Source organism: Bacteroides sp. RTP21281st1_H5_RTP21281_210402 (assembly GCF_040918965.1).
Taxonomy (GTDB): Bacteria; Bacteroidota; Bacteroidia; order Bacteroidales; family Bacteroidaceae; genus Bacteroides; species Bacteroides congonensis.
Genome location: NZ_JBCOWR010000014.1, coordinates 167,629 through 179,703, shown reverse-complemented (window position 1 = coordinate 179,703; position 12,075 = coordinate 167,629). Strand labels below are relative to the sequence as shown.

At 40.6% G+C, this 12,075-nt stretch carries 14 protein-coding genes; 10 read left to right on the top strand and 4 right to left on the bottom strand.

Annotated elements, in window-relative coordinates; genetic code table 11:
• Window positions 1-168: 168 nt before the first annotated feature.
• Complete coding sequence (locus AB5443_RS19375) at window positions 169-1,467, top strand: AAA family ATPase (protein WP_277134073.1); 1,299 nt, start codon at window positions 169-171, stop codon at window positions 1,465-1,467.
• On the top strand, window positions 1,451-1,969 hold the full coding sequence (locus AB5443_RS19370; protein WP_277134075.1) for a hypothetical protein: 519 nt from the start codon (window positions 1,451-1,453) through the stop codon (window positions 1,967-1,969). Before AB5443_RS19375 ends, AB5443_RS19370 begins: the two co-directional genes overlap by 17 nt.
• A 124-nt stretch (window positions 1,970-2,093) precedes the next feature.
• On the opposite strand, the gene AB5443_RS19365 is transcribed toward AB5443_RS19370, so the two are convergent.
• The 3 genes from AB5443_RS19365 to AB5443_RS19355 are packed head-to-tail and all read right to left on the bottom strand — an operon-like array spanning window position 2,094 to window position 4,477.
• Window positions 2,094-2,591 (bottom strand): GDYXXLXY domain-containing protein, encoded by a 498-nt coding sequence (locus tag AB5443_RS19365; RefSeq protein ID WP_277134077.1) that lies wholly within the window; start codon window positions 2,589-2,591, stop codon window positions 2,094-2,096.
• Window positions 2,578-3,546: a DUF4401 domain-containing protein gene (locus AB5443_RS19360; protein WP_277134079.1), complete on the bottom strand. Its 969-nt coding sequence runs from the start codon at window positions 3,544-3,546 to the stop codon at window positions 2,578-2,580. Before AB5443_RS19360 ends, AB5443_RS19365 begins: the two co-directional genes overlap by 14 nt.
• Window positions 3,530-4,477, bottom strand: a complete 948-nt coding sequence (locus AB5443_RS19355; protein ID WP_277134081.1) for a DUF2157 domain-containing protein — start codon at window positions 4,475-4,477, stop codon at window positions 3,530-3,532. Before AB5443_RS19355 ends, AB5443_RS19360 begins: the two co-directional genes overlap by 17 nt.
• A gap of 290 nt (window positions 4,478-4,767) precedes the next feature.
• Between AB5443_RS19355 and AB5443_RS19350 the strand changes: the two genes are divergently transcribed.
• Complete coding sequence (locus AB5443_RS19350; protein WP_022136827.1) at window positions 4,768-4,986, top strand: winged helix-turn-helix domain-containing protein; 219 nt, start codon at window positions 4,768-4,770, stop codon at window positions 4,984-4,986.
• Window positions 4,987-5,065: 79 nt separating this feature from the next.
• On the opposite strand, the gene AB5443_RS19345 is transcribed toward AB5443_RS19350, so the two are convergent.
• Window positions 5,066-5,488: a DUF6249 domain-containing protein gene (locus AB5443_RS19345; protein ID WP_022136828.1), complete on the bottom strand. Its 423-nt coding sequence runs from the start codon at window positions 5,486-5,488 to the stop codon at window positions 5,066-5,068.
• Window positions 5,489-5,642: 154 nt separating this feature from the next.
• Here AB5443_RS19345 and AB5443_RS19340 point away from each other — a divergent pair, with 154 nt between their 5' ends.
• The 7 genes from AB5443_RS19340 (at window position 5,643) to AB5443_RS19310 (ending at window position 12,058) form a co-directional block, all read left to right on the top strand.
• Window positions 5,643-6,191, top strand: coding sequence for an RNA polymerase sigma factor (locus AB5443_RS19340; RefSeq protein ID WP_022136829.1), 549 nt, complete (start codon window positions 5,643-5,645; stop codon window positions 6,189-6,191).
• A gap of 11 nt (window positions 6,192-6,202) precedes the next feature.
• Window positions 6,203-6,577, top strand: coding sequence for a hypothetical protein (locus tag AB5443_RS19335; RefSeq protein WP_022136830.1), 375 nt, complete (start codon window positions 6,203-6,205; stop codon window positions 6,575-6,577).
• 40 nt (window positions 6,578-6,617) lie between these two features.
• Window positions 6,618-7,631 (top strand): low specificity L-threonine aldolase, encoded by a 1,014-nt coding sequence (locus AB5443_RS19330; protein ID WP_277134084.1) that lies wholly within the window; start codon window positions 6,618-6,620, stop codon window positions 7,629-7,631.
• Window positions 7,632-7,726: 95 nt separating this feature from the next.
• Window positions 7,727-8,920: a BamA/TamA family outer membrane protein gene (locus AB5443_RS19325; protein ID WP_277134086.1), complete on the top strand. Its 1,194-nt coding sequence runs from the start codon at window positions 7,727-7,729 to the stop codon at window positions 8,918-8,920.
• Window positions 8,907-10,622, top strand: coding sequence for a phosphoethanolamine transferase (locus tag AB5443_RS19320; protein WP_277134088.1), 1,716 nt, complete (start codon window positions 8,907-8,909; stop codon window positions 10,620-10,622). Before AB5443_RS19325 ends, AB5443_RS19320 begins: the two co-directional genes overlap by 14 nt.
• 138 nt (window positions 10,623-10,760) lie before the next feature.
• The gene (locus AB5443_RS19315; RefSeq protein WP_277134090.1) at window positions 10,761-11,729 is read left to right on the top strand and encodes a J domain-containing protein; all 969 of its coding nucleotides are present in this window, start codon (window positions 10,761-10,763) and stop codon (window positions 11,727-11,729) included.
• Between the two features lie 14 nt (window positions 11,730-11,743).
• The gene (locus tag AB5443_RS19310; RefSeq protein WP_022136835.1) at window positions 11,744-12,058 is read left to right on the top strand and encodes a chaperone modulator CbpM; all 315 of its coding nucleotides are present in this window, start codon (window positions 11,744-11,746) and stop codon (window positions 12,056-12,058) included.
• Window positions 12,059-12,075: the final 17 nt, after the last annotated feature.

The following is a 12,075-nucleotide window of genomic DNA, read 5'->3' as shown; positions in this document are numbered from 1 at the left end:
AACAAAGCCCGGGCTTGAGAAAGTCTGGGCTTTGCGCATAAAAAAAGGCTGTGTCAGCGTTTTGACACAACCTCTTTTTTGTTATTAACTTCCCTAAAACTTTAAAGATTCTACTTTTGTTTGTTATCTTTGCATATCAGTGTAATATTGGAATAGAATATCATCTATATGGATAAAATAGTAGAACTGTCAGTAGAGAACTTCAAGGCTGTAAAGAAAGCTGATATAACGTTGAATGGAATCACCGTAGTTTCCGGTATTAATGGTTGTGGGAAAAGTAGTTTATCACAACTGTTGTACTATTCGTTTTATTATGCGAATCGCTATGAAGATATTGTCGATAATATTTTAAACACAGAATTACTTGGATATACCGATACTTTAAAACAGATAGAGCGTGAAGTTAAACACGCAGTACCGGATGTTGGTGAGTTCTATGCGATTGGTCATACCTTTGTGAAAGATAAGGATGTATATTTACGATATATAGGACAATTATTTTCAAGATTCTTATCTTATGGAGATATAGTGGATGAGGTAGGGAGTAAAGACGACGTAAATTCATTTAAGCGTGTTGCTAGGATTATAGCAGATACATTGAATGATAAATTGCAGGATAGCTTAGAAAAATTACTAGATAAACTTTATAATACGATTGAGCATTTGTTTAATGTTGCATTAGCGGAACTTGAACAAAGAGATTATTCTTTACTTGAGGATTATTTATTTTTTTATATGAAGCGGGCATTACCGGAGGAATGGACTATTCAGGAATATGGAGTTCCTTTTGCTGGTAATGATACAAGTGATGTCCCTTTGCTTCATTATATTAAAAGAGTTGCTTATGTTGATACTCCTATGATAGTGGGAAATCAGTTGATAAATGGCAGGGATAAAGATTATTGGAAAAATTTGGCGGATTTGTTGAATAGCGATTCTCATATAGGAGAAAATATTCCTTTATCTAAGAATCTTTCACAAATAATGAATGGTGAATCTATAGTAGAAGAAGGAAATATCCGTAAGTCAAAACTGTCTTATAAAAGAATCGATGGTAAAATCTTTGATTTAAAAGACTGCGCGACAGGAATCAAGTCATTTTCTATCTTGCAACTTCTGTTGAAGAGCGGTTTCCTTCAAAAAGATACGTTACTTATTATAGATGAACCGGAAGCGCATTTACATCCTCAGTGGATAGTTGAGTATGCGCGGATGATTGTATTGCTTCATAAAGAAATCGGAGTTAAGTTTTTTGTAGCAAGTCATAGTACAGACATGATAAGTGCGATTCGGTACATTGCAGCTAAAGAAGAGGTTCAAGATAATCTGAACTTTTATTTAGCTGAGGATTCGGAAGAAACTCCTTATGAATATACATATCGTGCTTTAGGTCTTGACATAGATCCGATTTTTAAATCATTTAATAAATCCTTTGAAAAGATTGATGAGTATGGAGTTTTCGAATAAGTTGCAATGTAAGTGCCTTTCGATAGACTCTTATTGTTTTTCTGAGGAATTCAGAAAGCAGTTCTCTCCTTTTTATGTTAGTTTGACTGATTTATTAATTCGTGAGGGAGCTCCAAAGAAGATACCTGATTGCAAAAGGACAATTTTGGTGATTGATGTTGACCAATGGGAGATAGGGCAGGCAAAGAAACAACGTCGTTGTCTGAAGAGTACGATGGATTTTGTGTCATTGCTAAGTAATAAAAAGAGGCTTTTGGTGGATGCTAAATTCAGAGTGGAAACTAATGAACTGAATTCATCTTTTGTTCAAGATATAAAAGCTAAGTTGGTCTATACCAAACCTCTGTTTTATGCCCATCTGCCCATTCACGAGAAAATCATATTATTATTTCAAACCAAGAAGGTAGAGCAATGCAGAAATAGAATAAGGCGTTTGATGAATAATAAATCAGATATTGAGGTGATGGATATTGCTGACTTTTATGATAAGTATGTTATGTAAAAAAATAGGCACTGCCCATAATTTTATGTAAATAAAAAACTACAGGATATATCTCGAATATCTATCTCCAGGAAAAGAGCTTTCTCTCTTATTTCCCATAAGTATCCCTTATATCATTGCACCACTACGGTTGTAGTTGTTGAAAGTTCTCATCATACAGCCCAATAAGTAAACTTTGTCCTTTATCATCCACTTTTAGTCCACCATACATGGCATTCTGATAAAGAGTATCCTGTCCCTCTTCAAAGAAGAAAGATTCGGCACCGAGAAATATCCGCCTGTTTACTATTTTGTATTTGATAGCTATCTCATTATCATTCAAAGGTGTTAGAGCATTCTGTAATCGTATAAGTTGACCTGCCTGATTACTGTCCGTTTGGAGTATGGCATAACCGCGTGTGGCAGTCTGCTCATCTATAAAGTCTGACGAAGATGAGTTTATTTCGTAGTTGAGTCTCATGTAGTCCCCTTGCATGAGAGAACGAGGGTCAACGGGAGCTAAGTGTAATAACACTAATTGTCCATCCTTCAAAGTCTGTTCTTTCTTGAAAACTGACCAGTTGAAGTATCCCAGTAACAATAGAAGATTTGCAATAATTAATATCCGGCTATATTTTTTCATGTCTTATTCTTTTTTGAGTGAAGAAATACCAGGCTGCAATGAATGCGATTCCAATAATGAATAACGTGATAGACTTAATGAGTAAGCTTATATTCAAATCATAGTAGTATTTGGAAACAGCATAGATAAAGAGAAGGAGTGAGGCTGCACACTCTGCTTTATAGCCATAATGGAAACATATCAGAATTAACAATAAGCTACCGGATAAATAAGGGGCAAATACAGTGGGCAGACAGATAACGATACAAAGAATATAGATGCCGGCCTGATGTACCGGGTTATCCACTTGCATGACTTTCATAATCCGTTGAACCATGATAAGAAGTCCTATCCATATAAATACAGACAGAATGCACGATATAATCCAATAATTCATATCCTGTGTCAGATAATTAATTGACAACCCACTCATTAAAACAAGACAAGAGACGAACTGCCCGTAGTGGAATGGCATATATTTGGAAAAATTATTTCCTAGCCGGGCAAGCAGTTTTACTTCGAAAAGATTGGTGAACAGGAATACTGCCATCACAGGAACTACTGCAATTTGCAGAGGATAGGAAGAAGAAAATATATGAGTTATTTCTCCAAATAAGGATATGATAAACGCAATCACTGAAAGAAAGGGCAGGATGAAACCTTTCGACAGGCAGAAGGTGAGCATACTGGTTCCTATAAGTGCAATGAAAAGTATGTTCATATTATAATTAAGCCCAAAGCCAACCAATACGTATCCTGCAATATATAAAGTGATATTCATAGCATCTAGGAAAGACCGGATGACAAGACGGCTGATTGTTAATGTAGTAATAATCAATAAACTCCCGACTAACAGGCATGAGATTTCGGAGCTTAGGATTCGGGCAAGTGCAAGAAATCCGAGAAAGAAGATAGCAGTCAGTATTCCACCGATGATGGATACCACTTGAATTGTAAGATTATGCTTCTGTGCCATACCACTTCTTTTTTAGTTGAAGAATAATGTAGATAAGTAAGGTTGTTCCGGTGATAACCATAATTCCTGAAAAGAAGAATAGATTGACATCTCTCAAACCGCTGTGGCATATGAATGTAGTCAATAGAATCATCAATGTCGCAAAAGGAATAACAGCCAGATAGAACAGATTCTTTGCTTTCCACCCGAACCATAGTCCTACGGAGAATATAAGAACAGTACTTATAAGAGTAACAATTATAGTCTTTTCCTCGCAGATGGCTGATGTCATGAGAAAGCTGGCGTCCGCAATGGCTGCCATCATAAGATAACAAGTGTGTACGATGGTGGCTAATGAAAGCAGACTAACGAACCAGCGATTCTGCTTATTCAGGCTCCCTTTTATACTCATCCATTCTGTGATGACAGTTGACAAAGCGCATATCCAAGTTACTGCATTGGCAAGCAGAATCATTTCCCATGAGCCGCGACTGGCTATTTGTATATTATACAGCCATATCGTCGTACAAAGTAATCCGATGAAAGTCAGCCATAACGGAGCAAAACGGGCGGCAACCGCCCAAAGGATAGTAAAAAGTGTCCAACCCAGGAAAAGGTCGTAGGCATCAGCCCCTGTCTGATAAATTTGTCCGAAGACGGCAAAGAGCGTACCTATCAGGAAAGTCGCTCCTGTAAGAAGAATCTGTTTGACGAGCCTGCTCCATCGGGTGAATACGGTAAGCAAGACAGAAGATACTAATAATACTTCTACAATTCCCAGTTTTGCAAATTTGGGCAGGTCGTTCCAGTTGTAGGCAAAGAAAAAGATGATACCTGATACAGTAAAACCAATGCCCACTGCCAATAAGAAAATGGATAGAAACCGGTTCCATTCCTTTTTGTTTGCGTACAGGGCTTGTCGTGACAAGGGTGAAGAGTCAGCTTTTTCCATATGTTTCAACTTTTAGATGATTACAAACATAAGAAAATAAAATGATTATCATAGAAAAGAATAATATAAAAAGTTTGATTTCTGAGTGACAACAATTATCTGCAAAGAAAAGTTCTGATTTAACATATGCTAATAACGGCTTTGTGTCGGAACACATCGCAGTTTTTGTGTTAAAAAGAATTTTGTAACAACTTTTTAGCAAAATAGAATAAACAAACGCAGTATCCATTTGTTATCTTTATAGGCGAAATCTTAACCTAATGTTTTAAACCTCTTAATAACTGTAGAAAATGAATAGAAGTGAAATCGGCGTGAATGCCGGTAAAGTTTGGCAACTGCTTAGCAATAATGAGAAGTGGGGCTACGGACTTTTGAAAAGAAAATCCGGGCTGAAGGACAAAGAGTTGGGCGCCGCTTTAGGATGGTTGTCAAGAGAGAATAAGATAGAGTTCGACCAGTGTGATGAAGAACTTTACGTGTATCTCTGTGTGAATGTTTACATTGGCTAAAGGTGTTTAGTGCCTGAACAAGAACAAAAGAATCCCCGAAGTAACGACTGGATAGTCAATGCTTCGGGGATTTTAGTTTTTATTCTTTTTCTTTTTTATGGATGTTCATTTCAATGAGGAAAGCACTTAAAAGACCTATGCCACCGAAGAAAAGCACGCATGCACCATAAACGAGACTGGCTTGCTGTGATACATTCCATGCGGCATCTCTACCGGTAGAGTAATTAGGGAAAGCTGCGCAACAAATGAAGAAAGCGATTAGGAGTCCTAAACCGATACCAATCATCAGGCAACCGCCTTTCAGGCTACTGAAAGTGAACCGAGAACGGGAATAGTTGACATTGAAAGATAATTTGCTGCTAATATCCCCCATGCTAAGCTTGTCGCCTAGTTTTTCAATCATGATTATCCGTTCTTTTTTACATACAAAGAGTTCGAATAATTTGTAAATACCCAATGTGATAATACCTACCACCAAAGGAACCAAGATAAAATCCATCATAATTATACTATTTTTAAGTGATTATTTTCGTTCTTTGTACCGTTTGACGCATACAGTGGAAAAAGGTTACACATTACGACTGATTATTTTCCAATTCTATTTTTTCATTCTGAAACTGTAACCTTTTATAATGTATAGCGTCTAATTGGTCAAGATGGAACAGAAAGACGAGATATACTATATAACACGAATATTGGACGGGGAAACAGAATATTTTTCTGTGTTGCTTGACCGTTACAGCCGTCCTTTATATTCGTTGATAGTACAAATCGTCAGTTGTCCTGAAGATGCGGAAGAGTTGCTTCAGGATGTTTTTCTGAAGGCTTTTCGAAACTTGTCCGGTTATAAGGGCGAATGTCGTTTTTCTACTTGGCTCTACCGGATAGCCTATAATACTGCTATATCAGCGACTCGAAAAAAGAAACCGGAGTTTCTGTATATTGAGGAGAATACTATTAATAATGTACCTGATGAGAAAGCGGATGAAGTGATTTCTTCGGCAAGAGATGAAGAACAGATAGAATGTTTATGTAAAGCCATCGAGCAATTGACCGGAGAAGAAAAGGCATTGATTACTTTATTCTATTACGAAGGGAAATCAATGGAAGAGATAGGTGAGGTGTTGAAGATAACGATAAGCAATGTGAAAATCAGACTGCACCGTACCCGCAAGAAAATATATGTATTAATGAATGGTAAATGATAGAAGAGGAGATGGAAACGGAGAAGAAAATAGAAGATAATATGAGAAGTGCATTGAAACAGGCACTTGAACGGCGGCAAGTGGAACGTTTGTCTTCCAATTTCTCCTATCGAATGATGGGACATATCCGCCTGGAAGCAGAAAAACAGAGAAAAAGAAAAGCGAAAATCAGTTGGGTGGCCTTGCTGACATCAGTCCTTGCATTGCTGGGACTCGGCATTTACTTTTTGTTCTTTTATGTGGATATTAACTTTGCCGATTACCTGCCGCAGACAGATGTTCGGTCGGAAGCTCCTTTGTTGAAGTTTTATATCTATATAGCTTTGTTGGTCTTACTTTTGCTGGGGGTAGATTATTGGTTGCGTAAGAAGTATATTTGGAAATAAATCTGTTACTTTGCAATTCAATTTAAAATGCAAGGAAACAATGAGAAGTTTTGCCTCTGATAATAATTCCGGTGTGCATCCGTTGGTGATGGAAGCGTTGAACCGGGCAAATATAGACCATGCATTAGGCTATGGCGATGATAAATGGACGGAAGAAGCGGTAGCTAAGATAAAGGAAGCCTTTACGCCGGACTGCGTACCCTTATTTGTGTTCAACGGTACAGGCAGCAATGTCGTGGCATTACAATTAATGACACGTCCGTATCATTCCATCTTTTGTGCGGAAACCGCTCATATCTATGTAGATGAATGTGGTTCTCCCGTAAAAATGACCGGTTGTCAGATTCGCCCGATTGCTACCCCGGACGGCAAACTCACCCCGGAACTGATGCAACCTTACCTTCATGGCTTTGGCGACCAGCATCATTCACAGCCCAAGGCTCTTTATATTTCCCAATGTACCGAACTTGGCACGATTTATACTCCCGAAGAATTGAAACGTCTGACCGACTTTGCTCATCTGAACGGTATGTATGTCCATATGGACGGGGCGAGAATCGCCAACGCCTGTGCCGCCCTCAATCTTTCTCTCAAAGAACTGACTGTAGATTGCGGAGTGGATATCCTGAGTTTCGGTGGTACAAAGAACGGATTAATGATGGGAGAGTGCGTTATCGTATTCAATAAAGACTTGCAATCGGAAGCACGGTTCATCCGTAAGCAGTCCGCCCAGTTGGCTTCGAAGATGCGTTACCTTTCCTGCCAGTTCACGGCTTATCTGACAGATGACCTTTGGCTGAGAAACGCGAAGCATGCCAATGCAATGGCAGCCAAACTCTACAATGAGTTGAAGAAACTCCCCAAAATAACTTTTACTCAAAAGGCGGAGAGTAACCAGTTATTTCTGACTATGCCCCGCCCGGAAATCGACCGGATGCTGGAATCTTACTTCTTTTATTTCTGGAACGAAGATAATAATGAAATCCGTCTGGTAACTTCTTTTGATACCACAGAAGAAGATGTTGACGAGTTTATGCGACTTTTGAAACGTTAAAAAGGAAAAATGGGGCAACAAAAGCTCCTGAAACTCTGTTGTAATAAGAAGTTTGAAACTAACTTTGTCCCGAAAGTTTTCTACTTCTTATTACAATGAATACTAGACAGAACTGGCTGATATTATTCGCGCTATTGTTACTGACACGAACATCACTTGGCGCGCAGATGCATTCTACCGAAATTGAACTGCCCGGAGACTCTGTATCAGTAATTACCGAAGATACTGTTGTGGTAAAGCGCAGCTTCTTCAAGAAGTTTCTCGATTACTTCAATGATGCCAATAAGGAAAAAAAGAATAAAAAGTTTGATTTCAGCGTGATAGGTGGCCCTCATTATTCCAGTGATACAAAGTTCGGACTTGGACTGGTGGCAGCGGGTTTATACCGCACCGATTATAAGGATACGATTCTTCCCCCTTCCAACATATCCCTCTATGGAGATGTCTCTACGGTCGGCTTCTATTTATTGGGAGTCCGTGGAAATCATCTGTTTCCACAAGATAAATACCGCTTGAACTATAACCTTTATTTTTATTCTTTCCCCAGCCTTTATTGGGGCAGGGGATATGATAATGGAGCAAACTCCGATAACGAAAGCGATTATAAACGTTTTCAGGCACAAGTGAAGGTCGATTTCATGTTCCGTATGGCGAAGAATTTCTATATCGGCCCGATGGCTGTATTCGACTACATCGACGGACGGGACTTTGAAAAACCGGAACTATGGGAAGGAATGGCGGCACGGACTACCAATACGAGTCTCGGGCTTTCCCTTCTCTACGACTCACGCGACTTCCTGACAAATGCTTACCGGGGATATTATCTGCGACTGGATCAACGGTTCAGTCCTGCTTTCCTCGGCAATAAATATGCATTCAGCAGCACCGAATTGACTACCAGTTACTATCACACCGTGTGGAAAGGCGGAGTGCTGGCAGGACAATTCCACACGCTGTTGACCTACGGAGATACCCCCTGGGGACTGATGGCAACCTTGGGAAACTCTTATTCGATGCGTGGATACTACGAAGGCCGTTATCGTGACAAGTGTGCGATGGATGCGCAAATAGAACTCCGGCAACACGTTTGGAAGCGGAATGGAGTAGCTGTATGGGCAGGAGCGGGAACAATCTTTCCGAAATTTTCCGAATTTACCCCGAAGCATATTCTGCCCAATTACGGTTTCGGTTACCGCTGGGAGTTTAAAAAGAGAGTAAATGTACGTTTGGACTTAGGTTTTGGTAAACACCAGACCGGATTTATCTTTAATATCAATGAAGCTTTTTAAGAATATAAAAAAATGGCTGGAAAATCAGGAACACTTGTTTTATCTGTTCCTGTTTATCTTGATAGTGCCTAACATCGTCCTCTGTTTTACAGAGCCGCTACCGGTGATGGCAAAAGTTGCTAATGTATTGTTGCCTTTCGGCTGCTATTACCTGTTGATGACTCTGTCGAGAAACTGTGGCAAGATGCTATGGATTTTATTCTTGTTCCTCTTCTTCGGGGCTTTTCAAATCGTACTGCTTTATTTGTTCGGACAGTCCATCATCGCTGTTGATATGTTCCTGAATCTGGTGACTACCAATTCGAGTGAGGCACTCGAACTACTCGATAATCTGACTCCCGCCATTATCGCCGTAATCATACTTTATGTTCCTGCATTGATTTTGGGAACGATTTCAATAATCCGCAAGCGTAAACTATCGGTAGAGTTCATCCACAGAGAACGGAAAAGGGCTTTCATAGTCTTTGGAATCTCTCTTCTCAGCCTTGCCGGAGCGTATGTACAAGACTCGGGATATGAACTGAAGTCGGATTTATATCCACTGAATGTCTGTTATAATGTAGGTCTTGCCTTCCAACGGACAGTCTTGACACAGAATTATCATCAAACCTCGAAAGACTTTACCTTCCATGCCAAGGCCACCCATCCGAAAGAGGAACGTGAGGTGTATGTGATGGTAATAGGCGAAACGTCCCGTGCCTTGAACTGGCAGTTGTACGGCTATGAACGCGAGACGAATCCACTATTGTCTCAGCAGACAGGATTGATTGCTTTCCCGAAGGTACTGACGGAATCGAATACGACACACAAAAGCGTACCTATGCTGATGTCGGACGTCAACGCTTGCAACTACGACTCTATTTATCACCAAAAAGGAATCATCACCGCCTTTAAAGAAGCCGGTTTCAAGACCGCCTTTTTCTCTAATCAGCGTTACAACCATTCATTTATCGACTTCTTCGGAAAGGAAGCCGACACCTCTGATTTTATAAAAGAAGACTCTCTTGATTCAAACTATAATCCGTCCGATGACGAACTTTTGAAACTAGTGGAACAAGAACTGGCGAAAGGTGAAACGAAGCAATTTATCGTACTTCATACCTACGGTTCCCACTTTAATTATCGCGAGCGCTATCCGTTGGAAAACACTTTCTTCACACCGGATTATCCGGTCGACGCGGAACGGAAATACCGTGATAATCTGGTGAACGCTTATGATAATTCTATCCGTTACACGGATGGTTTTCTGGCAAGAATCATCCGTATGTTGGAAAAACAACAGATAGACGCCGCTATGATTTATACTTCCGACCATGGAGAGGATATTTTCGACGATTCCCGTCATCTGTTCCTTCATGCTTCGCCCGTGCCTTCTTATTATCAACTTCATGTGCCGTTTCTTATCTGGATGTCCGACAGTTACCGGGAAACTCATCCCGAACATTGGCAGGCGGCAATGGATAATAAAGAGAAAGATGTTTCTTCCAGCAGTTCCTTCTTCCCGACCATACTGGATTTGGGCGGGATAGAAACTCCTTATAGGGATGATTCACAATCCGTAGTCACTTCACTTTATCAAATGAAGCTGAGAGCATATTTGAATGACCATAACGAACCCCGTCCGTTGGATGATTTGGGCATGAAGAAACAAGATTTTCAAATGCTGGAGCAGAAAGAGATTAAGTATAAAGAGAAGTATTAAGTAGTATGCCATGCGGACGGAAACTTGCCGGAAGCTACGGTTAATATCTAATACTTAATACTTGCTAAAATTTGCATCCAAAAGCAGGATTGGCGTGTTATTTGCCGTATGATGTATGAACGATTAAATTCATAAAACATGGCCTATATAGATTATTACAAGATTCTTGGAGTAGACAAAAGTGCTTCTCAGGACGATATCAAAAAGGCTTTTCGTAAGTTGGCCCGGAAGTACCATCCTGACCTGAACCCCAATGACCCGAGTGCAAAGGATAAGTTTCAGGAAATCAACGAAGCCAATGAAGTACTGAGTGACCCCGAGAAACGTAAAAAGTATGACGAGTACGGAGAACATTGGAAGCATGCCGATGAATTCGAAGCACAGAAACGGGCGCAGCAACAAGCCGGTGGCTTCGGTGGCGCAGGCGGTTTTGGCGGATTCGGTGGTGGCGGACAAGGTTTCTCTGACGGAAACGGTGGATATTGGTACAGTTCCGATGGTGAAGGCTTCTCCGGCGGTAATGCCGGCGATTTCTCCGATTTCTTCGAATCAATGTTCGGTGGACATCGCGGTGGACGGGGACAAGGTTCTGCGGGATTCCGCGGACAGGACTTTAATGCCGAACTTCACCTGTCTCTTCGTGATGCTTCTCAGACGCATAAACAGGTATTGACCGTTAATGGCAAGCAAGTGCGTATCACTATCCCTGCCGGTGTAGCCAACGGACAAGTGATTAAACTGAAAGGCTACGGAGCCGAAGGTATCAACGGCGGCCCTGCGGGCGACCTGTACATTACTTTCGTCATAGCCGAAGACCCTGTATTCAAGCGCTTGGGTGACGATTTGTATGTAGATGTGGAAGTAGACCTTTACACAGCCGTATTGGGTGGTGAAAAGCTGGTCGACACGTTGGACGGTAAGGTGAAACTGAAGATAAAACCGGAAACACAGAACGGCACGAAAGTCCGTCTGAAAGGAAAGGGATTCCCGGTTTATAAGAAGGAAGGACAATTCGGTGACTTGATTGTGACCTATTCTGTCAAGATTCCTACGAACTTGACGGACAGACAGAAAGAGTTGTTCCGCGAGTTACAGAGTATGAACTAAAAAGAATGAGTACTATGCAGACCGAATTAATTATTGTCAGTGAATACTGTCACAAATGTCATATCGAGCCTTCATTCATAGAACTGTTGGAAGAAGGCGGTTTGATTAACGTACATACCGAAGGCGGTGAACATTATCTGCTTTTGTCGGAACTTCCGAGCGTAGAACGTTATAGCAGAATGTACTACGACCTGTCCATCAACATGGAAGGCATCGACGCCATCCACCATTTACTGGAAAGGATGGAAGAGATGCAACGTGAAATGAGTTCACTTCGCAATCAACTCTTGTTGTATCGGAAACAGGAAATAGAAGATGTGGACTGGTAAAAAAACGAAGGCTCTGT